19 protein-coding genes are annotated in these 25571 nt (G+C 41.3%); 12 read left to right on the top strand and 7 right to left on the bottom strand.

The genetic code is table 11. The features are described 5' to 3' along the window. Window positions 1-16: 16 nt before the first annotated feature. A complete protein-coding gene (locus ACUXV0_RS08665; RefSeq protein WP_446192689.1) occupies window positions 17-2299 on the bottom strand; it encodes a RecQ family ATP-dependent DNA helicase in 2283 nt (760 codons plus the stop codon). A 258-nt stretch (window positions 2300-2557) separates the two neighbouring features. Between ACUXV0_RS08665 and ACUXV0_RS08660 the strand changes: the two genes are divergently transcribed. Both ACUXV0_RS08660 and nadB read left to right on the top strand, forming a co-directional pair. Then, the gene (locus ACUXV0_RS08660; RefSeq protein ID WP_446192688.1) at window positions 2558-3454 is read left to right on the top strand and encodes a KpsF/GutQ family sugar-phosphate isomerase; all 897 of its coding nucleotides are present in this window, start codon (window positions 2558-2560) and stop codon (window positions 3452-3454) included. A 44-nt stretch (window positions 3455-3498) separates the two neighbouring features. After that, window positions 3499-5094: an L-aspartate oxidase gene (nadB, locus tag ACUXV0_RS08655; RefSeq protein WP_446192687.1), complete on the top strand. Its 1596-nt coding sequence runs from the start codon at window positions 3499-3501 to the stop codon at window positions 5092-5094. On the opposite strand, the gene ACUXV0_RS08650 is transcribed toward nadB, so the two are convergent. Together ACUXV0_RS08650 and ACUXV0_RS08645 are read right to left on the bottom strand one after the other, a co-directional pair. Beyond that, a complete protein-coding gene (locus ACUXV0_RS08650) occupies window positions 5095-5805 on the bottom strand; it encodes an SDR family oxidoreductase (protein ID WP_446192686.1) in 711 nt (236 codons plus the stop codon). It abuts the gene before it with no gap. 49 nt (window positions 5806-5854) lie between these two features. After that, the gene (locus ACUXV0_RS08645; protein WP_446192685.1) at window positions 5855-7801 is read right to left on the bottom strand and encodes a KUP/HAK/KT family potassium transporter; all 1947 of its coding nucleotides are present in this window, start codon (window positions 7799-7801) and stop codon (window positions 5855-5857) included. A 165-nt stretch (window positions 7802-7966) separates the two neighbouring features. On the opposite strand from ACUXV0_RS08645, the gene ACUXV0_RS08640 reads away from it, so the two are divergent. Continuing rightward, window positions 7967-8752, top strand: coding sequence for an enoyl-CoA hydratase/isomerase family protein (locus ACUXV0_RS08640; protein ID WP_446192684.1), 786 nt, complete (start codon window positions 7967-7969; stop codon window positions 8750-8752). 3 nt (window positions 8753-8755) lie between these two features. Further along, on the top strand, window positions 8756-9166 hold the full coding sequence (locus ACUXV0_RS08635; RefSeq protein ID WP_446192683.1) for a GNAT family N-acetyltransferase: 411 nt from the start codon (window positions 8756-8758) through the stop codon (window positions 9164-9166). Here the strand turns inward: ACUXV0_RS08635 and ACUXV0_RS08630 are convergent. Then, the gene (locus ACUXV0_RS08630; RefSeq protein WP_446192682.1) at window positions 9163-9939 is read right to left on the bottom strand and encodes an AMP nucleosidase; all 777 of its coding nucleotides are present in this window, start codon (window positions 9937-9939) and stop codon (window positions 9163-9165) included. The genes ACUXV0_RS08635 and ACUXV0_RS08630 overlap by 4 nt on opposite strands. Before the next feature lie 35 nt (window positions 9940-9974). Between ACUXV0_RS08630 and ACUXV0_RS08625 the strand changes: the two genes are divergently transcribed. The 4 genes from ACUXV0_RS08625 to ACUXV0_RS08610 all read left to right on the top strand — a co-directional run bounded on the left by ACUXV0_RS08625 (window position 9975) and on the right by ACUXV0_RS08610 (window position 16620). Then, window positions 9975-10421 (top strand): type I restriction enzyme HsdR N-terminal domain-containing protein, encoded by a 447-nt coding sequence (locus ACUXV0_RS08625; RefSeq protein WP_446192681.1) that lies wholly within the window; start codon window positions 9975-9977, stop codon window positions 10419-10421. Between the two features lie 51 nt (window positions 10422-10472). Continuing rightward, window positions 10473-11873: a glycoside hydrolase family 140 protein gene (locus ACUXV0_RS08620; RefSeq protein ID WP_446192680.1), complete on the top strand. Its 1401-nt coding sequence runs from the start codon at window positions 10473-10475 to the stop codon at window positions 11871-11873. A gap of 38 nt (window positions 11874-11911) precedes the next feature. After that, entirely contained in the window at window positions 11912-14464 is a 2553-nt protein-coding gene (locus ACUXV0_RS08615; protein ID WP_446192679.1) for a PQQ-dependent sugar dehydrogenase, read from the top strand. A 71-nt stretch (window positions 14465-14535) separates the two neighbouring features. Then, window positions 14536-16620 (top strand): hypothetical protein, encoded by a 2085-nt coding sequence (locus ACUXV0_RS08610; protein ID WP_446192678.1) that lies wholly within the window; start codon window positions 14536-14538, stop codon window positions 16618-16620. Between the two features lie 20 nt (window positions 16621-16640). Here the strand turns inward: ACUXV0_RS08610 and ACUXV0_RS08605 are convergent, their stop codons facing one another. Together ACUXV0_RS08605 and ACUXV0_RS08600 are read right to left on the bottom strand one after the other, a co-directional pair. Further along, on the bottom strand, window positions 16641-19085 hold the full coding sequence (locus ACUXV0_RS08605) for a YbcC family protein (RefSeq protein WP_446192677.1): 2445 nt from the start codon (window positions 19083-19085) through the stop codon (window positions 16641-16643). 102 nt (window positions 19086-19187) lie between these two features. Continuing rightward, window positions 19188-20750 carry a proton-conducting transporter transmembrane domain-containing protein gene (locus ACUXV0_RS08600; RefSeq protein WP_446192676.1) on the bottom strand — a complete coding sequence of 521 codons (1563 nt, stop codon included), beginning with the start codon at window positions 20748-20750 and terminating at the stop codon, window positions 19188-19190. Between the two features lie 139 nt (window positions 20751-20889). Between ACUXV0_RS08600 and ACUXV0_RS08595 the strand changes: the two genes are divergently transcribed. Both ACUXV0_RS08595 and ACUXV0_RS08590 read left to right on the top strand, forming a co-directional pair. After that, window positions 20890-21783, top strand: coding sequence for a LysR family transcriptional regulator (locus ACUXV0_RS08595; RefSeq protein ID WP_446192675.1), 894 nt, complete (start codon window positions 20890-20892; stop codon window positions 21781-21783). Window positions 21784-21835: 52 nt separating this feature from the next. Next, entirely contained in the window at window positions 21836-22750 is a 915-nt protein-coding gene (locus ACUXV0_RS08590; RefSeq protein ID WP_446192674.1) for a mechanosensitive ion channel family protein, read from the top strand. Window positions 22751-22800: 50 nt separating this feature from the next. On the opposite strand, the gene azu is transcribed toward ACUXV0_RS08590, so the two are convergent. Beyond that, complete coding sequence (gene azu / locus ACUXV0_RS08585) at window positions 22801-23337, bottom strand: azurin (RefSeq protein ID WP_446192673.1); 537 nt, start codon at window positions 23335-23337, stop codon at window positions 22801-22803. 146 nt (window positions 23338-23483) lie between these two features. Here azu and ACUXV0_RS08580 point away from each other — a divergent pair, with 146 nt between their 5' ends. Then, the gene (locus ACUXV0_RS08580) at window positions 23484-24707 is read left to right on the top strand and encodes a DEAD/DEAH box helicase (RefSeq protein WP_446192672.1); all 1224 of its coding nucleotides are present in this window, start codon (window positions 23484-23486) and stop codon (window positions 24705-24707) included. A 2-nt stretch (window positions 24708-24709) separates the two neighbouring features. Next, complete coding sequence (locus tag ACUXV0_RS08575; protein WP_446192671.1) at window positions 24710-25489, top strand: hypothetical protein; 780 nt, start codon at window positions 24710-24712, stop codon at window positions 25487-25489. The last annotated feature ends 82 nt before the right edge of the window (window positions 25490-25571 follow it).

The raw sequence follows: 25571 nt of genomic DNA, 5'->3' as shown, positions 1-25571 counted from the left end.
TAAGAAAAAAGGTGGCTTAATTGGCCACCTCACTTAAGAATTTGATTCTCATTAATCGTAGATCATCTTCGGTGACCTCGTCATCGTAATCTTCAAATTCAGCTAATGCATCCTGGATTTTATCAGATTCTGCAGTCATGAAGTAATCGTAGATGTCATCTTGCTTATCCTCATCCATCTCACCGTCGATATAATAGTCGAGGTTAAGTTTGGTACCGGAGTAACAGATATTTTCGATTTCAGATAAAAGATCTTCGTAAGACATGCCTTTAGCATCGGCTATCTCATCCAGATTTACTTTTCTATCGATCTGCTGAATGATAAAGATTTTAGTTTTCGACTTATTGACAGCAGATTTGACAATGAAATCCTGCGTAGTTTCAATGTCATTATCATCTACATACTTCGCAATGAGCTCAATAAATGGCTTTCCGAATTTCCGGGCTTTACCCTGGCCCACACCTTGTACCTGTGTAAGTGCGTCCATGGTGGTAGGGTAGGTAGTGGCCATTTCCTGTAAAGATGGCTCCTGGAAAACGGCATAATGAGGAATGCTTTGTTGTTTACCTACTTTCTTACAGAGGGCTTTCAACATCTCTAATAAGGCTTCATCAGCAGCTCCTCCGGCTCCGCCAGGGCTTGAAGTTTGAATTTCGTCGTCACGGCTTCCTTCTGCTTCAGACAGGTCGTGATCATCATACATTTCAATCTGGTAAGGATCATCAATGTACTTTTGACCTTTCTCGGTGATTTTCACAACACCGTAGTTTTCAATATCTTTTTCGATGTAGCCAAAGACTAATAATTGACGAAGTACAGAAATCCATTTATCTGTAACGGTATACTCCTCTTGCTCGTCTTTGTCAGCATTTTTCCCAGCAGGTTTATATACGACTTCCTGGTTTTGGAAGTATTCCAGCCCCTTGCCGTACTCTGCTATTTTATCATGTCCATGACTCTGGATATAGTCGTTATTTTCGGTATTTCCTGTCAATACATCGGCAATATGCTGAATAGAAAAACGCTGGTCTGTTGCCAGAATGGTTTTCATACCCAGAACGGCCTCTTCTTCTACCTGGAAACGTTTTGTAGGCTTCTTGCAGTTATCGCAGAATCCACAATTGTCATCCATGTACTCACCGAAATAACTCAGTAGCTGGCGTCTTCTACAAACACCAAGAGTAGAATATGCCACGATCTCCATAAGGAGAGCTTTGGCGTTATCTCTTTCAGTTACTGTTTTATCCTTATTGAATTTTTCAAGTTTCAGAACGTCATCATAGGCATAAAACATCAGACAGGTTCCGTCTAGTCCATCTCTACCAGCTCGCCCGGTTTCCTGATAATACCCTTCCAATGATTTTGGAGCATCGTAATGCACCACAAAACGAACGTCAGGTTTATCAATACCCATCCCAAAGGCAATAGTAGCCACCACTACATCACAATCTTCATTCAGGAAAGCATCCTGATTTTTCATTCTCACATCAGGATCTAAGCCTGCGTGATAGGGTCTTGCTTTTACACCATTCACAGACAGGAGGCTTGCTATTTCTTCTACCTTTTTACGGCTTAAACAATAGACAATACCACTTTTACCTTTAAGCCCACTGATAAATTGAAGAAGTTGTTTTTTCGGGTTTTTCTTTGCCCTTACCTCATAATAGAGATTGGCTCTGTTAAAGGATGTTTTGAAGAGTTTAGAATCATCCATGTTCAGATTTTTCTTGATATCCATCTGAACTTTTGGAGTTGCGGTAGCCGTAAGGGCTATGATCGGCAACTTCTCATCTATACTCTCAATAATGCTTCTGATTTTACGATACTCAGGTCTGAAGTCATGTCCCCACTCTGAAATACAGTGAGCTTCATCTACCGCCACAAAAGAAAGGTTTGCTGATTTAAGGAAAACAAGATTGTCTTCCTTGGTCAGTGACTCCGGGGCTATGTAAAGTAATTTACAACTGCCGTCCAGAACGTCTTTTTTGACCTTGGTCATCTCAGATTTATTCAAGGTAGAATTCAGGAATCTGGCATTTATTCCAAATCCTTTCATCTGATCTACCTGATTTTTCATTAAGGCAATGAGTGGGCTAATTACCACAGCAGTACCATCTAAGGTAATGGCCGGTAATTGGTAACATAAAGATTTACCTGCTCCTGTGGGCATGATAACGAATGTGTTATCTCCACTTACAATACTTTGAATGATTTTATCTTGCTCGCCTCTGAATTTATCAAAACCAAAGATCTCTTTAAGATTTTGCTTTAACTTTCCCTCTATTGACGTATTATTCATGATCTGCTGTACTACTTAAAACTTCCATCCCGAACGCCACCAGAATTCCGGTGTTTGATAAATATAGTCATTTCTCGCTGAATTTCCAGCTGTCAAATCCTAGTTATCATGGGTGGGAAGTTTGTTTATTTCGGGCTAAAAGTTTGTTAATTTTGCGGTTTACTTATCCCCGAATTTTTAGTGGAGACGAAAATAACAAAAAATCTAATTGAGCTAGGTAAAAAAGTTTTGGAGGCTGAGTCTGAGGCAATAAAAACTTTGAAAAGTTCAATTAACGAATCATTTCAAGAAGCTATTGAGCTGATATTGAGGACAAAAGGAAAAGTAGTACTCACCGGCATAGGTAAGAGTGCACTGATAGCTCAGAAAATTACTGCCACCTTTAATAGCACTGGTCAAAACGCTGTTTTTTTACATAGTGGTGATGCTCTTCACGGTGATATCGGGATATTGGATAATTCTGATGTAGTTCTCAGTATTTCTAAAAGTGGCGAAACCGAAGAGTTGATTCGTTTATTGCCCTATTTCAGGAGCAGAAAGTGTAAGCACATAGCCTTTACAGGAAATGTAGAGTCTTCAATAGCCACTGCGGCAGATTGTATTATAGATGTAAGTGTACAGGAAGAGGCCTGTAGAATTAATATGGCACCTACCACTTCTACTACCGTGGCTTTAGCCATGGGAGATGCTTTGGCTGTTTGCTTAATGGAGGCCAGGAATTTCACATCTGCAGATTTTGCAAAGAATCACCCTAGTGGAAGTTTGGGAAAAAAGATGCTCCTGACAGTAGGAGATCTATATGTGAATAATGCAATTCCCCAGGTCTTGCCTGAAAGCTCCGTGGAAGAGGTAATCATGGAGATTTCTTCGAAGAGGCTTGGAGCTACAGCCGTGGTCAATACAGAAAATTTGGTTCAGGGAATCATCACTGATGGTGACTTAAGGAGAATGCTTAAAAGTCACAAGGCTTATCAAAATTTGAAGGCTTCCGAAATTATGACAGCTAATCCAATGACATGCTCGCCGGAGTGGAATGCTACAGAGGCTCTTAATTTCATGAAAAAGAAGAGTATAACTCATTTGATTGTAGAAAATGAAGGGCACTTGCTGGGATTTGTACATCTGCATGACCTTCTTAGAGAAGGACTTGGCTAAACCGATTTTTTCAGCCTTTTTTGCTGAATAGTTTAAACCCACCTATGCGAGAAACCGATTTTTTGGTCATTGGTTCCGGTATCGCCGGACTAAGCTTTGCTTTAAAAGCAGCCCAAAAAGGAAAGGTATTGGTATTGACAAAAGTGAACAATGCTGATGAAACCAATACCAAATATGCTCAAGGCGGAATCGCCGCTGTTTTTGATCCCGAAGTAGATTCTTTTGATAAACATATTGAGGATACCCTCATTGCGGGTGACGGACTTTGTGACAGAGAAATTGTGGAGATTGTCGTCAAAGAAGGGCCAGACAGAATCAGAGAGTTGATTGACTACGGGGCCAATTTCGATAAAGACGAAGATGGGTCGTACGATTTGACCCGTGAGGGTGGACATTCGGAAAAAAGGATTCTTCATTATAAGGATATTACGGGTTGGGAGATTGAGCGAGCATTGCTTTCAGCTGTAGAGAAAAATCCGAACATTGAGATTCTAACTCACTACTATGCCGTAGAAATCATCACTCAACACCATATGGGTGAGGAGGTGAATAGAGAAAGAGAAGATACCACTTGTTATGGTATTTATGCATTGGATGTCAATACCGGCGAGGTAGAGAAGATTCTTTCTAAAATGACTTTAATGGCTACCGGAGGTGCTGGGCATATTTATGCAGCTACCACCAATCCCGTTATTGCTACAGGAGATGGTATAGCCATGGTTTACCGTGCCAAGGGCAAAGTGCGGGACATGGAGATGATACAGTTTCACCCAACTTCACTATATAATCCTGGATCTTTTCCAAGTTTTCTGATTACTGAGGCTGTTAGAGGAGAAGGCGGGGTACTCCGAGACCTCAATGGCCGTGAGTTTATGTACGACTATGATGAACGGGGCTCGCTAGCTCCTCGTGATATTGTAGCACGCAGTATAGATGCAGAAATGAAGAAGTCTGGGGAGGAATACGTCTATTTAGACATTACCCATAAACCCAAAGAACTTATTCTTGATCATTTCCCTACCATCTATGAGAAGTGTTTGTCACTGGGCATAGACATGACCAAAGACTATATACCCGTAACACCTGCAGCTCATTATTTATGCGGAGGTATATTGGTAGATAAAGAAGGTCAATCGAGTATTGATAACCTTTTTGCTTGTGGCGAGTGCTCGTCAACAGGCCTTCACGGAGCCAATCGTCTGGCGTCAAATTCCCTCGTAGAAGCGGCAGTTTTTGGCAATAGAATAGCACAACGGGCACTGGAAAATATTGAAGGTGTGGAGTTTAACCATAAAATACCGGAATGGGATGAGTTTGGTGCCGTGCAAATAAATGAGGAGGTTCTGGTTACTCACAATTTACGGGAGCTACAACGTATGATGTCTGATTACGTTGGTATCGTAAGGTCAGATTTTCGTCTCAATAGAGCCATGAGAAGATTAAAAATGCTCAAAGAAGAGACGGAAGAGTTTTACAAGAAAAGTAAGCTCTCTGTGAAGTTATGTGAGCTCAGGAATCTGATACTCTGTGCCGAGATGGTGATTACCTGTGCTCAAATTCGTAAGGAGAGCCGTGGTTTACATTTCACCACAGACTATCCTTACAAGCTTGGTGGCAAGCCCGAAAACTCGGTGCTTTAATTATTTTTTAGCCGTTTTACTCGGTCTTACTTCAATTTTGCTTGGCAGCGTACGAGCTGGCATTTTGATCAGGTCAAAGACTATCTGTCCAATATCTTCTGGCTGAATTTTCCAGGCGTCAGCATCAGATGGCGTGTGGCCATTGAAATAAGTGGCTACCGAGCCTGGCATAATGGTGCTTACTTTTACATCATCATTTCTGACATCAAGCATCATGGCCTGAGTAAAGCCAACTAAACCAAATTTGCTGGCATTATAGGCTGTTCCTTGCTGAAAGAAGTTCGTACCTGCTAAACTGGCAATGGTGATAAAGTAACCCTTGCTCGCTTTCAGGGCATCTAAAGAGGCCTTGGCTGAATAAAACACTCCTGTAAGATTGATGTCTATCGTGTCATTCCAATGTTCAATACTCATCTCACTTAATGGAGCAAAATGCCCTACGCCTGCATTGGCGATATAGTAATCTATACTTCCCCATTTCTCTAAAACGGCTGTTACAGCGGCCTTCTGGGAGTCTAAATTTCTGACATCAGATTCTAAACCAATGGCAAAACCTTCTTTGATTTGATTTAAAGAAGCGGCTGCTTCTTTTGCAGCAGAAAGGCTTCTGCTGGTGATGGCAACTTTAATGCCTTCATTGATTAACTTTTCGGCAACGCCGTATCCTATTCCTTTACTTCCTCCTGTAATGAAGGCTACTTTTTCTGACATAAACTCGTGTTGTTAGGTGTTTAGAACAGCGAGTTTGTAAAGTTTAGTTTCACTCGTCCCAAGGAATCTCCTTCAAAGGAACATTCTCCACCGGTTTGATCACCAGCGGTACGTGCTCAATCTTAACAGCTGAAGAATCCAGACCAAACCACTTTTCTTCAGACATAGTGTATTTTTTGATAAAGAAGTAGGCTTTCATGACCAGGTTTTCCCAGAAAGGAAGGTCGTTTTCGTAACTCAAAAACTTCTTAATTACCACAAATCTGAAGTCGCCGATTACATTATGCTTATTAAGGGACTCATATCTACTTCTGATATCCACCTGAGCATTACGTACCATTTCTTCCAGTACGTGTCTGAAATACAGATTGATTTTATGCGGCTGCCTGAAACCCAGTCTGAAGGTGATTTTATAGACGTCATCTTTCTCACATTGCTTTACCTTATATTCTAAGGTGTTAGGTTCATCAGTAGTTTCTACATGCACAAACCAGTAGACATCAGCTCTTTTTGGTCTTTTTTGAAAAATGGAATAAATGATTTTCGACTCTATTTCAGACTCCCTTGAGGCATTACTCATAAAAATCAGGTGAGTCGTGTATTTGGGTACAGTGATGTCCTTTGAGAGTTCTTTTAATGATCTTAGGTATTTGTCAAGCTTCTCGAAAGCCGTAAGGCGAAGCTTAATTTCACTGGCTTTCAGCCAAATATACATCACAGAGCCGAGGGCAATACAGATCAATAATGATACCCACCCGCCGTGTGGGAATTTCTCTAAGTTCGCAAAAAGGAAGGCAAACTCAATGATCATGAAAACGATCAGGAATGTGAAAACAAATCGTTTCTTATTCCTGTGCGTGTACAAGAAATAACTCATTAGAATGGTATCCATAAGCATGGTGACCGTGATCGCTAAACCATAAGCAGCCTCCATGTTTTCTGACCTTCGGAAGTATAATACCACTGCTATACAACCGATGTATAATAACATATTAACACTCGGAATGTAAAGCTGACCGCGTTCATTTGAAGGATAGTGGATTCTTACTTTTGGCCAGAAGTTGAGACGAATAGCCGCAGATATTAAACTAAAAGAGCCACTGATCATCGCCTGGCTCGCTATAATGGTGGCCATGGTCGCTATGGCAATCCCCGGTAAAATAAACCACTCAGGCATTAACTGGAAAAATGGTTTTTTGTCTCCAAGCAGCTGACCTTCGTGAAGCATCAGCCAGGCTGCCTGCCCGAAATAATTGAGTATTAGACAGGTTTTGACATATATCCAGCTCATTCTGATATTTCCTCTACCGCAGTGTCCAAGGTCAGAGTAGAGTGCTTCAGCACCAGTGGTACAAAGAAATACAGCCCCTAATAAGTAAAAACCTCCGGGATAATTAGCCAGGAGGTTGTATGCATAATAAGGATTGAGAGCTTTCAGAACAATCGGGTATTTCACGATCATAGAAACCCCAAGAATGGCTAACATGGTAAACCAAACCGCCATTATGGGCCCAAAAGCATAACCAACCACCTTGGTTCCAAAAATCTGGATCACAAAAAGGATGGTCAAAATAGTGATGACGATGGGTATTGTTTGAATGTCAGGATAAATGATCTCCAAACCTTCAATCGCTGATGAAACCGAAATAGGAGGGGCAATTATTCCATCTGCCAGCAAGGCCGCTCCACCGATCATAGTCGGCACGGTCAGCCATTTGGCATGTCTTCTTACCAAAGCAAAAAGAGCCAGCGTACCACCTTCACCATTATTATCTGCCCTCAGAATAAGAATGACATATTTGATAGTGGTGATGAGCGTTAACGTCCAGAAAACACAGGAAACACCGCCTAGCACGATGTCCTCTGTAATTGGTCTGTCTCCCACAATAGCCTTCATAACATACAAGGGAGAAGTACCGATGTCACCATAGATGATACCCATGGCCACTAGAAGACCGGCAGCGGAAACCTTATCCAAGTTGCTTTTCTGATCCATTATAGAGGTGCTGTTTTCTGCAAACGTTTGAGGTAAAAAGCCGTAGCAATTTCTAAAAAAATCTCTGTTTGCCTATGATTTTGAGTGAATTCTACAATTTATACTTGGCAAAATAGTATTCCATAGAAAAAATGATAATTTGCCCTGCATACACTTTACAACATAATGGACTACAATAACATACTGCTGGAAGTAGATAATGGCAAAGCAAAAGTGAGCCTGAACAGACCAGAGGTTTTTCATGCTCTCAACGGAGCAATTCTTAAAGAATTACAGCACGCAATTAAAACTCTCTCAGAGGATACATCTGTACGGGTAATCACTCTAACTGGAACAGGAGAAAGTGCTTTCTGCTCAGGTGCCGATTTAAAGGATGGCATGGAGAATGCCGGTAAACCACTTGGAGAAGTTTTGGCAGAGAACTATGAACCTTTAATCATCGGAATTCGTGAGTGCCCAAAACCTGTTTTGTGTAAGCTTAACGGAATCGCAGCTGGGGCAGGTATGTCGCTCGCTTTAGCCTGTGATATGATCATAGCCAACGATAGCACCTATATGACTGAATTGTTTGTAGGAATAGGTCTCATGCCTGATGCGGGTTCCATGTATTTTTTACCGAGGCTCGTCGGGGTTCAAAAAGCCTTTGAACTATGCAGTACTGGTAGAAAGATTTATATGCCGGAGGCTCATCAAATTGGCTTAGTGAGTAAAATTGTGCCGGCAGAGCAGCTAGATCAGACCGTGGCAGAACTGGAAGAATACTACGCAAATGCCCCTACGGTGGCCATAGCTCATATGAAAAAAGTCCTTAACGAAACTTACGAAAGTTCATTGGAGCAGGTCCTTGCCATGGAGGCCAAAGGTCAAACCAAATGTGGCTATACGGAGGATTTTGGTGAGGGCGTCATGGCATTTCTGCAGAAAAGAAAGCCAAACTTTAAAGGTGCCTGATCATTGAAAACCTACATACGGGAAATAAAAAAAGAGGAAGTTTGGCCGCTAAGACATGAAGTGATGTGGCCAGACAAACCATTTGAATACGTCAAAGTAGCCAATGATGCTGATGGAAAGCATTTTGGGCTTTTTGAAAATGAGAACCTGGTGTCTGTCGTTTCTTTGTTTATGGAGAATGGCTCAGCTCAATTTCGCAAGCTCGCTACCAAAGTATCTGCTCAAAGAAAGGGCTATGCCTCTGAATTGATTGCCAGGCTCATCCAAGAGGCTAAGGGAAATGGTGCCGACAAAATTTGGTGTAATGCCAGAGGCAATAAGACCGGATATTATGAAAAGTTTGGCCTTAAGAAAACAGACCAGACTTTTCAAAAAGGTGGTTTAGATTACGTCATCATGGAAATGAGACTTTAATTCTCAAATCTCAAATGTTTCACCGATTTACCGCTATCGGCTAATTCGTTTAAGGCGTCAATACCAATTTCCAGATGCTTCTCTACGAAGTTTGAGGTCACCTTCTTATCACTTTCTTCAGTTTTAACACCTTCAGGGGTCATTGGGTTATCAGAAACTAATAGCAATGCACCATGAGGAATGCTGTTTACAAAACCTACAATGAAAATTGTGGCTGTTTCCATGTCAATTCCAAGGGCTCTGATTTCTTTGAGGTACTCTTTGAATTCTTCATCATGTTCCCAAACTCTGCGGTTGGTGGTATAAACTGTACCTGTCCAGTAGTCCATGTCATGCTTGATGATCATCTCCGAAACTGCTCTTTGCAAACGGAAAGAAGGCAGAGCTGGTATCTCAGGTAGGGCATAGTCATTACTGGTTCCTTCACCTCTGATGGCGGCTATGGGTAAGATAAAATCACCTAATTCAGAGATCGGCTTTAAGCCTCCACATTTCCCTAAGAAAAGTACTGCTTTGGGCATTACAGCAGTCAATAAGTCCATCACTGTGGCAGCCACTGCTGAGCCCATCCCAAAATTGATAATGGTGATATTACCGGCTGAAGCCGTTTGCATGGCACGGCCTTTTCCTTTGACCTCAACACCAAATTTCTCAGCGAACATGTCTACGTAATTGCTGAAGTTGGTTAGCAATACATAAGGCTTAAATTCATCTAACTCGGTACCGGTATATCTAGGGAGCCAGTTTTTGACAATATCTTCTTTACTTTTCATAGGTTTTGCGTTCTTTTGAATTGTTGATGAAAGAAATGGAGAAATTAAATCTTCCTGAATTTTCCTGCAAAATTACGGAAAATGAGGGCAAAACCTTTGTCTTTGATATACTTCGTAAGAAGAATATTGTTTTAACACCTGAAGAATGGGTACGTCAACACCTGGTTCATTTGCTCATACATCACCTTTCTTTCGGGCCTGGATTAATCAAGTTGGAGAGTGGTTTGAAATATGAAAGCCTTGATAAAAGATCAGATATTTTGATCTATGACAGACAGGCGAAACCTTATTTTTTGATTGAATGTAAAGCCCCTGATGTAGCCATTACACAGAAAACCCTTGCTCAGGTTTCCAGATATAACAAAACCCTTAAAGCACCATTTATTGCGGTAAGTAATGGTAAGAGTACTTTTTGTTTTGAGGTAGATTATCAAAATGACATCACTAAACAAATGAAAGGTTTTCCGGCGGTTCCAGTGTAGTTTATGACGGTGGATTAAGCAGGATGAATAACTTGCGACCTCTATTGAAATATGAAATACATGAAACTGAGAAACGCTTTACTTTTTACTATCTTTTGCTTTCAAATAATGGCCTGTTCTGAGCCCTCTCAAAAAGACCTTCAGAAACTTGAAGTTCATCAAAGTGGTCGATTTCTTCAAACCGCCGATGGTCAGCCCTTTTTCTGGCTGGGTGACACCGGCTGGCTACTTTTCTCAAAAACTACCAGAGAAGAAGCCCTTCAGTTTTTAGATACTCGTCAGGTTCAGGGTTATAATGTGGTTCAGGTTATGTTATTGCACACGCTTGATGTCAAAAACGCTTATGGAGATTATGCCTTGGCTGATTCTCAATTAAATAGTCCTGTAGTCACAGAAGGTTCTGATGTCAATTCTGATGAGGAATATGATTATTGGGATCATGTAGACTTCATTGCTAAAGAGGCTGAGAAAAAAGGGATTTATATAGGTATGGTGCCGGTATGGGGTGGAAACGTAAAAGGAGGAAAAGCAACGGCTGAAGAAGCAGAGGCTTATGCGAAATTCTTAGCCGAACGTTATAAGTCGTTTTCCAATATCATTTGGCTCAATGGTGGCGACTTACGAGGAGAAGACGCCATGGAGGTTTGGCAGGCTATAGGACAAACTATTAAGCGAATGGACCCTGATCACCTAGTGACTTATCACCCTTTTGGGAGAACGTCTTCTATTGACTGGTTTCAGCAAACAGATTGGCTTGATTTTCATATGTTTCAGTCTGGTCATAGAACCTATGAACAGGACAATGAAGAGGGAAAAAGACAATATGGGCCTGACAACTGGAAGTATATTCAAGAAGGTTATCAGTTGGAAGAGACAAAGCCAATTTTGGATGGAGAGCCTTCATATGAGGGAATACCGCATGGACTGCATGACATTACCCAACCATATTGGAACGCAGCCGATCTGAGAAGGTACGCCTGGTGGTCGGTTTTAGAAGGTGGATTTGGTTTCACTTATGGGCATAATGCGGTTATGCAGATTTTCAAAGGTCTGCCGGATGAAGAAGCTTCCTATGGTCCCATACTTACCTGGGATGAAGCATTGAATGAGGAAGGGGCCAATCAAATGAAGTTTGTCAAAGAACTTATGTTGGAGGATCCGGACTATTTTGGTAGAAAACCTGCTGAAGAACTACTTCTGAATCAGGAAGACCAATATGAACATATTACTGTAAGTCAATCAAGAAATAGACTTTACGCCTACACTTTTTCGGGTCGGGAAATTCAGTTACATCTGGACCTCAACAATTTGACTTCTGCTTTTTGGTATAACCCAAGAAACGGCGAGAGAACAGAGATAAAGAACCTGGATGATCCTACTTTCGACCCACCAGGCGAGCAAGAATTAGGGAATGATTGGGTGCTGGTGGCAGAGTTAAAGGTGCCTGAGTAATTTTCTGTCTTCTGGAATTATTCTCAATTTTATAGATAATGAGTTGGCGAATATCCTTTCTGGTCATTCTGGTTTTCTTCAATAAGCTTTTGTTGGCTCAAAACCTTACGACTGGTTTTGAATCAAAAAAAATACTGGGCACGATGCAGGACCCAGCCAGTTTTGCTTTTGCTCCAGACGGCCGATTATTCTATGGAGAGAGAATTACGGGTCAATTAAGAGTGGCAGACTGGAATGCATCGCATGACCAGCTGATAACCAAAGCAACTCCGTTTCACACGTTTAATGTACCTGCCGCCAGACATCGTTCTTCTGGTCTGAGAGGTTTTGTCTTTGATCCGGATTTTGTGAATAATGGGTACATCTATGTGTTTTATATGCAGGATAACCCTCGTCATAATCGTGTGGTGCGAATCCAGGCTTCTGCCAACCTGGATATCTCGACAGGTACGGAAACGGTTCTGATGGATATTCCTTTTAGCAGTACTACTTCAAGTGGCAGTCATAACGGTGGGGATATCGTTTTTGGAGCAGATGCTAAATTATATTTTACCACGGGTGATGGGTGGAATGGCGGAGATAATGTTCAAAGCTTAAATACCTATACCGGTAAAGTAATGCGAATCAATACCGATGGTAGTATTCCTTCAGATAATCCATTTTATAATCAAACTACAGGAGATTTTAGAGCTATCTATGCCTTAGGGCTGAGGAATCCGTATTCTGTATCTAATCTTTCGGCTTCTGGTAAAATATACATCAATGATGCCGTTGGCTCCAATAAAGCCACGGTTTATGAGGTAGCTGCTGGAGCAAATTATGGCCATGATGGTTATAATGGAATCGGTACTTCAACTTCCCTATGGGCAGATATGTCTGTGAATGGCGAAAAGGTGATTGCCGGTGGTGCCTGGTATCCATCTTCTGGTTATTGGCCAGCTGAGTATCATGGAAATTATTTTGCTGCCTTTTGGGGAAGTAACTCAGCCAATGCTCCCGGTGCCATTACCAGAGCTTTAAGTGAAAGCAATACCTCCAAATCGGTATTTTATGACAATATCCTGGTAGATGGTGAGCTTAAGCCTGTGATGCTAAAACTAGGTCTTGATGAAAACTTGTACTTCCTCATGACTGACTATGAAACAGGAGTAGGAGAGATTCACCAGGTGAGTTGGGTAGGAACAAACACCGTTACCTCACCTTCGTTTAATCCTTTACCTGGTCAATATGATGATCCTGTATCTGTCACAATCACAAATGCCGACCCCGGTTCTTCATTCTATTACACTTTAGATGGCTCAGACCCCTCAATTTTTGGAATTGAATACACTGGCTCATTGACCATAGATACCACCACTGAGTTAAGAGCTATCGCCATACTTTCCGGTAAAGATGATAGTGGACAAACTTTAGGTACTTACACAATTGGTCCCCTTCCTAACATACCACCGATAGCTGTAGCCGTTCCGAAAATTACGGGTTTAACAGGCCAGACAATTACCTTAAATGGGTCAAATAGCTATGATCCTGATGGAAGCTCATTGACAATGCAAGAGCAATGGACGCAAACGGGCGGCGAGGCTGTAATTATTCAAGATGCCGACGAGACTGTTGCCAACTTTACACCAGTTTCAGAGGGTATCTATGAGTTTAAATTAGTGGTAGAAGACATCAAAGGAGATAAAGATTCGGCTTTCACCCAAATAATGGTTTATCAAGAAATCGCCGATAACTTCTCAGAACTAGTAGCACGATGGTCTTTTGAAGAGGATGGTAATCGCGTTTTTGATTCTTCACCAAATGCTTTTTTAGGGACAATTGAAGGTGCAGAAAGAGATACTATAAGTGGCAATGGAAGTTTAAAATCAATCGGTTTTTATAACTCAAATGATAGAGTAAGTGTCGGTAGTTTTGATATTACCGGTGATGAACTGAGCATTTGCCTGTGGGCAAAATTAAATTCGTATTCCCAGTCTGATGCACGTTTTATCTCAAAAGCTGTGGGCCAAAATGATGTAGATCATTATTGGATGCTGAGTACCTTAGATGGCTCAAAGTTCAGGTTCAGACTCAAGACGGAGAATGGTGGTACAGCCACTTTAATCAGCAGTAGCGGTGAAGTTCCTTTAAATCAGTGGGTTTTTCTGGCGGCTGTTTATGACGGTTCCAGCATGAAAATCTTTAGGGATAGCACAGAGATTGGTTCACTTTCTAAAAGCGGATTGATCACGAGTAATCCCAATTCCTCAATTGCCTTGGGTAATCAACCAGAAAACGCTACCGGAGGTGTAAGACCACTGGATGGCCACCTTGATGAAGTCCGTATTTATAGCAAAGCTTTGTCATTAGCGGAGGTGAAAGAAGTGATGATGGCAGGTTTTCAAAAGTCATGTTGGAAAACTCTTACTGTAGATCAAACCGACCTTTACGGAACAGCGATTGAAGTGGATGAGCAGCTTGTTTCTACTTCAAATTTAGCATCAGATCAAACGATTTATTTTAAAGCGGGTAATTCAATTGAGCTGAAGGCACCTTTTGAAACAAATGAGGGAGCCGTTTTTACCTCAGAAATAGAAGGCTGTTCAGATTGATCTCACACGACAGTCAAAGACAGCTGAATTTGACATTTTTCACAATTTAGTCTCACAAAACTCAACCCTTATTGAAAAAGCTAATTTATTTATTCGCAGCCTTGGCTGTAGGCTGTACTTCTATTTCTCAGATTGACCGAAAGGCTGTTGTCAGTAGGCATAATGTTCATCTATCGGAGGCAGATTCTTTGAATTCATTGACTGTTGGGAATGGCCAGTTTGCCATGACAGTAGATATTACCGGTCTTCAGTCATTTCCAGATTTTTATGAAAATGGCATTCCACTAGGAACGCAATCTGAGTGGGCCTGGCATAGTTACCCTGCAAAACGGGATTATAAAATTGAGGAAACCATGGCTGATATTGAGTCGCATGGAAGAAAAGTGCCGTATGCTCGGCAATGGCCTTCCGGGACAGATGCGTGGGAGGCTGGGAATTATTTGCGTCAAAATCCGCATCGAATGCACTTGTCAAAGCTTCGTTTTCAGTTCGTAAAAGATGACGGGTCAATGGCAGAACTTGGAGACTTGAGTGATATTGATCAGACCCTGGATACTTGGTTTGGGGAAATCCACAGTCATTACACTGTCAATGGCGTACCGGTATCAGTGATTACTATATGTGATCAGGAATCAGATAAAATTTCTGTTCAGGTAGAATCAGAGTTGATAACGGAAGGAAGGTTAAAGTTGAACATAGCGTATCCGGAACCGCTCGATATATGGAAGTATGGAGGAAATACTTTTGCTGAAGGTGATGAGTTATGTACCGTAGAAAATATGGAAAATGGCCTGAGTATTACTTCTCCCGTAGACGGTCATGAATATTTGACAGTAGTGCATAGCAATGAAACAATGGAAGTAACTGATAGTGGGCATTCATCCATTACTCTGCAGCCTGAAAAAGAAGATGCCCAATTTGAATTTTCTGTGACTTACGAACAGGAAGATCAAAAGCCATTTCAGGATTTTGATTCGGCTAGAAAACAAAATGCTGATGCCTGGAAAAGCTTCTGGGAAAATGGCGGTATGATAGATTTCTCAGCTGCTAATGATGATCGGGCCAAAGAGCTGGAAAGAAGAATGGTGCTTTCTATGTACCTAACAAAAGTGAACTGTGGAGGTAGTAGTTTCCCTCAGGAAACAGGCCTGACATATAATAGCTGGTACGGTAAACCGCATATGGAGATGCCTTGGTGGCATAGTACTCACTGGCCGTTATGGGGAAGGGTTGAGGTGCTTGAGGAACAAATGACCTGGTATAAAAGGGCTCAGGACGGTGCCCGTAAAATAGCAGAACGTCAGGGTTTTTCAGGAGTAAGATGGCAAAAGATGACCGATAATGTAGGTGGTGAAACTGTATCTTCGGTAGGTTCTTACCTACTTTGGAATCAACCACACCCCATCTGGTTTGCGGAGTTGATTTATCAACAAAAATCGACAGAGGAGGTACTGAATGCGTATGCCGAAATTATTGAAAATACTGCTGAGTTTATGGGAGACTTTGCCTGGAAAGACAGTACTGGTAGATATATTCTAGGGCCCGGAGTGATTCCTGCCCAAGAGCGATTTAATCCGCAGGACACTTATAACCCAACCTATGAATTGGCCTATTGGCGATGGGCTTTGGAAACGGCTCAGCAATGGAGAGAACGAAGAGGTGAACCAAGAAATGATAAATGGGATGAAGTGCTGAAGAACCTTTCTGACCTACCTCAGAAAGACGGTGTGTACCTGGCCACAGAAAGTACTCCGGATTCCTACACGACTGAAGTTTTTATGACCGATCACCCAAGTGTTTTGGGTACTTACGGAATGCTTCCAGAAACAAGCGACTTAGATAAAACCGTTATGAGGGCAACTTTCGATAAAATCTGGACCGACTGGCAGTGGCATGATACCTGGGGCTGGGATTTTCCTATGACAGCCATGACTGCCACCAGATTGGGACTACCAGAAAAGGCCGTGGATGCATTATTAATGCCGATCAAAACCAACATATACCTGAAGAATGGTCATAATTTTCAGGATCAGCGATTGACCCTTTATTTACCGGGTAACGGTGGTTTCTTAACCGCCTTGGCTTTGATGGCCACTTCCGATGGTTTTCCTCCTGAGTGGAATGTACAGTCTGAAGGGATAAGTCAAATGCCTTAAAAATATAACATGGGAGGAGATTAAATCTCTTCCCATTTATTGAACCCTAGATATCGTTCAGTGACTTTGCCTTCTTCATTCATTGCCAGAATGGCGATCCAACCATTATCGACTAAGTTTTTAACACTTGGGTTATTCTCAATGATCTCGTTGATAGCATAAATCGGTGCTTCTATGATCACGTTCAATCTTGTAGGTTCATGCTGGAATTGTTCTCCATCATGTACAGATTGTAAAGGTAGGCCAACTCTCAAGTCGCCAGATGCTCCTTCTATAACACCAATACCGGATGTAACGTTGTGAAGAGTTTTATTTCCTGAACCTAAGATTTTTGGATCTACTGAGGACGCAAAGTACTGAAGGTTAATCCAGGAAGTAACCACCATCGGTGCGGTCATAATGGCCTCCAGTATCTTAAAACCTTTGTCGCTTTGCCAATCATAAGAATGTAGGAATGACTTGCCCTGTAGGTCAATGGAAGAGGTTCGTTGTCTGGGAGCTATGATAAAAGAATCGCATCCGGCCAGTCCCCATTCAGGTCTGATTTCAGACCAGTCGTTTCCTTTTCTTTTAACTTTTTGATCGACTTTGTTTGTGATTGACATCCTTTTAGCTCGCTCATTTCTCGTGTCTTTTCCAGCAAGTTTAAATGAGTTTTTGATTTCTACCAGTTCTTGTTTTTGCGAAGTACTCAAAACCTCATTTTCGAAAACAGTAATTTCATCTGTGGTAGTATCATGAAGTCCGGCTAAGAAGATGGTCTTTTTAGGAATAGAAATACCTTCTTCCTTCAGCTTTTGACGAACATATGGATCATTGAAGACGGCAGCGGCTACTTTGGCGTTTGCTTCTCCGGAGTTACCACCACAGGCTCCACAGTCCAGACCAGAGGCGTGTGGGTTATTGACAGAGGATGAACCATGACCTAAAATAAATACGAATGGAGCAAAGTCTTTGGTGAATGACATGGTTTTCAAAGCATTTGCGGCCATGGCTACACGTTCATCTGGCGAAATGCCATAGATATCATCTACTTCAAGTGATACGTTTTTTGCTTTGTTTCCTTCAGGGATTTGAAGCCCTTCTGATGGTTTACTGAAACCAAAAGAGTCTGAAATCAACTTGAAAACATAAGAAAGACCAAGCGGACTCACATAGCCAAAACATGAAACAGCTCCTGACTTTAAAGATTTCCAGGTTTTCTGAATTCTTTGATTGAGTTGAAGTCTTTTCAGAATAGTTGATTCATCAGACTTATGATGTGCACATTCTTTTACAGTAGACCCCATTGGGATTAAGGCCGGCCCCTGAGCTCTTTTTTTGTGACTGCCTAAAGGCTCAAAATAGATAGGGAATCCAAAGAAGCCGGCAAAACCTAATGTCTCAATTTGAGGGTCCTGTTTTTCAAGATTCCTTCTGAATACTTCTGACCTCACATCTATGCAAAAGATGGTTTGAGCTTTCTTTTGGCTCGTATTTTCCTTTGTATTTTTTTTCTGATTTAGTTTCTCAATCAAGGATCTTTGAGAAGCTTTTTGAAAAGCCTCATGCAATACCAAACGATCTTCCAGATCAGAGTCTATGGCCTCTAGGTTTTTGGTGGTGCTTAGTGTCATGATTTTTTCAAACCATTGAGGGTTTACCTCAGACCACAAACACTGGAAATATAAAGCCTCTGCACAGATCAGTATTTCTAAGAATTCTATAAGTTGATTGTTTTCTTTTTTATAGAGTTTGCTGTCCCAGTCCAGTTGAGCAATATATGCAGACCAACCACCTACATTGAGCAACAGCTTATGCAAGTAGAAAGGAAGATATTTCTCTGTAATACCGAGATACTCAAGCGACCATTTGGCGGCCTCTTTCGGGTCTTCTGGTAAAGCTTTTACTTTTTCTCTAAAATTATTTAGACCTTGAATTTCTGGACTAAGGTCTGTTTGAGCCTCAAATTTCCAAGAGGCATGCATGCTATCAAAAGCTGCCGAGGTATTCCAAATGGACTGACCTTTATCAAAGTATGAAGCTGCCCAAGCGGCCATTTTCTCTACATAAAAGGTTTGCCAGTCTTGATCACAAATTTCGGAAGCGAAGTCTGTAAAAGTGAAAATTTGAGGAGCTTTGGCTTCTGCTTCTGCATTAAACTTTACTCGATTCAGGAATTCATGTACGTTGTCGTCATTATTCCTTTCTTCCAGAACAGCTTGTATATCTTTCTTTAGAATTTCTTTATTCTCCAGTCTTTTGAGATAGAAGTTTGATGGCTTTGTCATTTGTATACCACCAATTTTGGACAAATATTGAGCAGTGCTCTCAAAGCTATTCTCTAAAAGACCAAGGTATGGGTTCACCGCCACAAAATTCTCCAGCGACCATAGAGGGGCAATTTTCTTGCAAGCCTTTTTAAGTTGCAACTCTATGGAAGACTGCTGCTGAATTGCACTTTCTTTTAGTAATGTCTCGTTCATTTGTAATTTGTTTTTTGGCGTTTTAAAGGCCGTGAATTTCCTGCCCATTCAGTAAGAGAATGGGAATGTTTTGTATGATGAAATAATGTTTATTGACTTACCCTAGGTTTTGTATGCACCTATAAGGCGATTAAAATAGGTATTGGCATACAGCCCATTTTTCAAATGGATCTCCAGCGTTTTTAGGCGGCGAGTAGAGAATGACGAAGTAACCTGAATCATAATTACGGAAAGGAAAGTAAGTAGTACTAAGCTTACCAGTATGATGCTAAAAAGCGTTATAGGAGCAGCATCAGGTATTTCTGTGACCAAAATCTGCTTCATAGCACTTTCTAAGCTAAAGAAGGCAACGGTTACAATAACTGCGGCTATGAGTGTCACTAAAAGAGGTGAAGTACCGTTTTTCTGAGCAATGGCCTCAGTGATGATCTTGGATAGACTCATATTAATGATTCCACCAATGATGAGGATTGAAGAGTCTTCAACCGGATGAATTCCCCATAAGCTGGCTATTCCTCCAAAAATGAGCAGTGATAGAAATAATCCTAGTAGATATTGAAAGCCAGTGGCTCTGGAATTTGAAAGACCGAACATCGAATTCTTCATGCGGTCTATCTGACTACCCGATGACAAGAATGAATGTGCTTTATAGAAAGAATGCGATACCAAATGCAGCATGGCAGCGGGAAATGCACCTAATCCGCAGGCCATCAAACTAAAGCCCATGTGGCCTATGCTGGAGTAGGCCAATGCTGTTTTGACAGAAGTTTGTGTCAAATAAACCAATGAACCAAAAAGAGCAGAAACGGCTCCTATCACGACAAGGACATTTGAGGCCACATATGTATGCTCCATCAGAAAAGCGAATCGAATGATCATGAAGGGACCTGCATTGAGCAATCCCGCATGAAGTAGAGCAGAAACCGGTGTAGGTGCCTCCATAACTTCAATGAGCCAACCATGAGTTGGGAATTGAGCTGACTTTAAGACTGCTGTTAGTACCAGAAACAAGGCAGCGAGCTCAATTTTATAGCCTGTATGGGTTAAGGCACTATTTTCCAGGGAATGAAATATGTCATTCAAATTTCCTGTCTGAAAGATATTATATAGTAAGCCAAAAGCTATTAGTAGGCTCAGATCACCAAGCCTGGCGGTGAAGTTTTTCTTTTTGGCTGCTATTTGTGCCCCTTTCCTTTCTTTGTAAAACAAGATCAGTTTATTAAGGGCTATTCCTGTAAAAATCCAACTGATGAATAATATGGCGAGGTTGCCAGAAAGTACCATAAGCTGAACTGAAGCAATGGTCAATGACAGCCCACCGATGAAAGCCCCGTGCTTTTGGTCACCAGCCATATAGTTTCTACTAAACCGAATAATGAGAAAAGCCAAAAGTGCAATCATTCCTGACATACACATGCTTAATGCATCTATTCTTAAGCTAAATCCTAGATGTTCAAAACCCCAGAAGGAAGATTCGAGAGGGCCATTTTCAATTAGAATTACAGAAGATACGATTACTACGATCAGATTGATGATAGAAGCAAGGCCTGCTATTGACAAGGCGTTTTTGGGATGAATTCCAGATTGAATTCTTGAAAACAAGTAGGTCAAACCAAACAGTAAAGGGCCTGAGAAAAGTAAAAGATATGGTGATAGTTCTTTCATTTTTAGAAGTTTCTTTTCTCATGTGATCTCTTTATTCACATGGAAATGATAGCTTTTCAAATTTTTGACGCTACAAAGTTTGGTATTACTATTCATAAGTTTTCATTTATATTTAATATATAATACATAAACATAATTTATGAATTACACCATTCATCAGTTGCAGGTATTCCTTAAAGTGGTTGAATATGAGAGTATTACTAAGGCCTCAGAGCAGCTTTTTATGACGCAGCCGGCTGTCTCTATACAGCTGAAAAACTTTCAGGAACAGTTCGAAATTAAGCTCACAGAGGTCATAGGTAGAAAGCTTTACATCACAGAATTTGGGAAAGAGGTAGCTGAAATTGCCAAGAGAGTGATGGCTGAGTTAGACAGCATAAATTATATGTCGGAGTCTTTCAAAGGTTTGCTCACGGGTAGATTGAGTATTTCATCTGCCTCTACCGGAAAGTACGTTATTCCTTATTTTTTAAGTGGCTTTTTGGAACGCCATAGCGGTATTGAACTTCTACTCGATGTTACCAATAAAAGTAAGGTGATAGAGAGCTTGATGAACAATGAGATTGACTTTGCAATTGTCTCCGTATTGCCTGAGAATCTGAATATAGAAGAGGAGATTTTGATTGATAATAAACTCTTTTTGGTAAGTAATGAGAAGAAACCATCATCCTCAAAACCCTTGATTTACAGGGAAGAAGGCTCGGCTACAAGAAAAGTGATGGAAGATTATTTTGATCAGAATCAAGTGAACAGGCATAAGCAAATGGAGCTGACTTCTAACGAAGCTGTAAAGCAGGCGGTTATAGCCGGAATTGGCAATTCCGTAATGCCCTTGATAGGAATGCATACTGAGATCAATAATGGTGAATTACATATTCTATCGTCAAAAGGGTTGCCCATCATTACCCAATGGAGGATGGTATGGCTCAAAGGGAAGAAGCTCTCACCAATTAGCACTGCACTTTTAGAATACATAAGAGTTGAGAAACTGAATATTCTCAAAAAACACTTTGGCTGGTATGAACAGTATTAGAAGAATTCAATCTCAGGAAAGCCGATCAACGCCGCTGGTATTTTTGGCGTAAATGAACATAAAACTCCAAGACATGAATGCACAATACTCCATTGATCGGTTTTTTGATTCCATACAATCATTATGGACCAAAATAGTGGCTGAGATGCCTTTTGTATTATTGGCCATTTTGATCATCGCAGTCGGGTTTATGATTTCCGGGTTTATTTCAAGAGTCTTTACAAACACCCTGAAAAGAAGGTCAAAAGACCCGCTGGTGACTAACTTTTTGGGTAAAACCATAAAGTTGATTTTTGTCACGCTTTTTATTCTTCTTGCACTGGATGTAGCAGGTTTGGGTTACCTGGCTACTGGTTTGCTGACAGCCGCCGGTGCCTCGGCCATTATCATTGGTTTTGCTTTTAAAGATGTCGGAGAGAATTTCATTTCAGGCATTATTCTCGCTTTTAACAGACCTTTTAATGTGAATGATACAGTGCTGGTGGGCGATATCTTTGGAAAGGTGAAAGCGATGGAATTTCGATATACCAAAATGAAGACCTTTGACGGTAGAGATGTGTACATCCCTAACAGTGATGTTATCAAAAAGGCAGTATATAATTATACAGAAGATGGCTTCTACCGACTTGAGTTTTTGGTGGGTATAGATTACGATGATGATATAGACCTGGCAAAAGAAGTCATTACCAAAGCTGTGGTAGAAACTCCATCGGTCATAGATGAAGGTGAGCATGATAGCTTTGTAACTGTAGACTCATTGGGTGTAAGTACAGTAAACCTCAAAGTCTTTTTCTGGACCAGCACCATGGAATACAGACGCGGTGCACTTGAGATTAAAAGTGATGTGGTTAAAAACGTGAAGAATGCTATTCTGAAACATGGTCTCAATATGCCGGCAGATATCACAGAAATCAAGTTATACGGATCACAAACAAGTATTCCTGTGGAGATTAGGAAGGAGTCGTAAAACAAAAAAGGCCTGACATCTCTCAGGCCTTTCTTAATATAAAGGGTAATTTACTCTACAATAAACTCGCCTTTCATCGCTCCATAATGACCTGGGAAACTACAGATAAACTGGTAAGTTCCTGGTGCCGGGGCGTCAAAGGTCACTGAGGTGCTTTCGCCTCCTCCGATAATAGAAGTATGTGCTATCACGGCATCTCCTTCTGGGATGTAGTCATTGTCTTTAGCCGCTACTGCCTTTGCCGCAAAATCAGGAATGCTGGTGCCTTTAGCCAAAAGAACAAAATTATGACCCATAACCTCTTTCTTCATTTTACCTGTATGAGTTAAGGTCAATGTCACTTTAGAGCTAGCCGGAACAAAAATCTCAGACTTATCGAATTTCATCATGTCGTTTGATTCTAGTTCTACTGTTACCTCCTGAGCTGCAGGAGCTTCCGCCGGTTCTTCAGTTTCGGCCTCGGTAGATTCTTCTACTACGGTTTCTTCTGCGGTAGCTGTTTCTACTGTTTCTGTGCTTTCTTCGGTACTGCTACTACATGCTGTCATCACAGCCGCCGCTAACATGCTTAGAAATATTTTCTTCATTGTATTCTTACTGTTTTGAATTTTAAAACTGAACTGGGCGGTGAAGATACAGGTCAAAAGGCCAATCTCAAACAAAAAAACATCCTACCTTTGCGGCTCACAGAAATGACATCGGTTGAGTGATAGTCATTTCACAAAACACATATATGTCATTTAAAAAATTAGGCCTTAACGACCTTTTGTTGAAGGCCATTGAAGAAAAAGGATATACAGATCCTTCAGTTATTCAAGAGAAAGCCATTCCTCAAATACTTGCCGGTAAAGATGTTTTAGCTTCAGCTCAAACCGGAACCGGTAAAACAGCAGGTTTCTCTCTTCCTCTGGTCCAGATTTTAGCAGAAAATCCGAAAGAAGGCAGACGACAAATCAAAGCTCTGATTCTGACCCCCACCAGAGAATTGGCGGCTCAGGTTTATGACGAAGTCAGGAGTTTTGCCGCTTATACCAAGCTGGAAACTGCCGTCATTTTCGGGGGCGTTAAACAGGCTTCTCAGGTAGCCCGCTTAAAGCAGGGCGTTGATATTCTAGTGGCCACTCCCGGGCGACTTCTTGACCTTTATCAGCAGAAATTGCTCAAGCTACATCAGGTGAACTTCCTGATTTTGGATGAAGCAGACCGTATGCTCGATATGGGTTTCATAAGAGATATTAGAAAAATATTGAGCTTTTTGCCAGAGCAAAAGCAAAGTCTTCTTTTCTCAGCTACCTTCTCACCTGAGATCAAAAAATTAGCAAGTACATTTCTGCAAGACCCTGTCACAGTAGCTGCGGCTCCTGAGAATACCACAGCCGAACTGGTCAATCAAAAAATTTACCGAGTAGATAAGACTCGTAAAACTGAGTTAATTATTAAGCTGATCTGGGAAAACAACTGGCATCAGGTGCTAGTATTTACAAGAACCAAGCACGGTGCCAACAGACTGGCTCAGAAGTTTCAAAAGAAGAAAATTACAGCTGCTGCCATTCATGGCAATAAAACCCAAAACGCTCGTACAAAAGCCCTGGAAGGCTTTAAGAGTGGAGAGGTTTCTGTGCTGGTGGCTACAGATATAGCTGCTCGTGGGCTAGATATTCCTCTTTTACCTTATGTGATCAATTTTGAGATACCAAACATCCCGGAAGATTACGTGCACAGGATTGGTCGTACAGCCAGAGCAGGAGCTAGCGGTGATGCTATTTCGTTGGTCTCAGCAGATGAACTGAATTACCTGAAAGATATCGAGAAGTTACTGGGCGTTAAATTACCCAAGGAAACTGTGGAGGGTTTTGAGCCGGAAGAAACTGAACCGGTAGCACCTCCATCTCAAAAGAAAAAGTCAGTTAATTTCAGAAAGAAAAGATCAAATAATAATCGATTTAAAAAGCGATAGCCATGGACACCTTTTGGATCAAGGTCATTGCTATGCCTGTTATCATTGCATTGGTGACACTGGCAAGTAGGAAATGGGGAAATGTAGTGGGTGGAGTTATCGCGGGTATGCCATGGGTAGGTGGTGCTATTCTGCTTTTCATTGCCCTTGAACAGGGCAAATCATTTGCACTGAATGTAATTCCAGGTGCTTTGGTTGGTCTTATTTGTTGGTTGGCTTTTTGCGTAAGCTACATGGTTTTTGGTCAGCGTTTTAAGGCTTTGCCTAGTTTGATTTTTAGTAATCTGTCCTATTTAATTATTGGTAGCGTCTTGATGAATTTTACTGACAACCTTCATGTCGGTATCTGGTTTGTCATCCTTATAAGCAGCCTTGTCTTGGTATTGATGAACTTCCCTCAGGTCAAAGAAAAAGATACAGGCCTTTCCAGAAGAATAAAGTTTGATATTCCACTACGCATGCTCATGATTACGGCTTTTGTGGTGGGTTTGACCTACTTTGCAGACTTGCTGGGACCTACCTGGAGCGGAATCCTTACTCCTTTTCCGGTGATGACGGCCACTTTAGCCGTCTTTATTCATATTGGGCAAGGCATGCATCAAGTGAGACTAACCCTAATGGGAATGTTCACCGGTGTAGTCGGTTTCTCAGCTTTTTTGATGGTGTTGGTTTATTTGCTTCCTCAAAACGGGATTGCCGCCTCTTTTCTTATTGCCTTGGCAGTGAATGTAGTCGCCGTACTTTTGGCGAAATATGCTTTTGGGAAATTCAATCTTATCTAATTGCTCATAACCTTAGCAAGAGTTGAATCAGCTAAGAGAAAAGATCTTTTTTGATTAATTTGAAGGTTCAAAAAAAGGTAGG

The sequence above is a fragment of the Jiulongibacter sp. NS-SX5 genome, assembly GCF_052828545.1.
The sequence above is the reverse complement of the archived record's forward strand: the minus strand, read 5'-3'. Positions and strand labels throughout refer to the sequence as shown.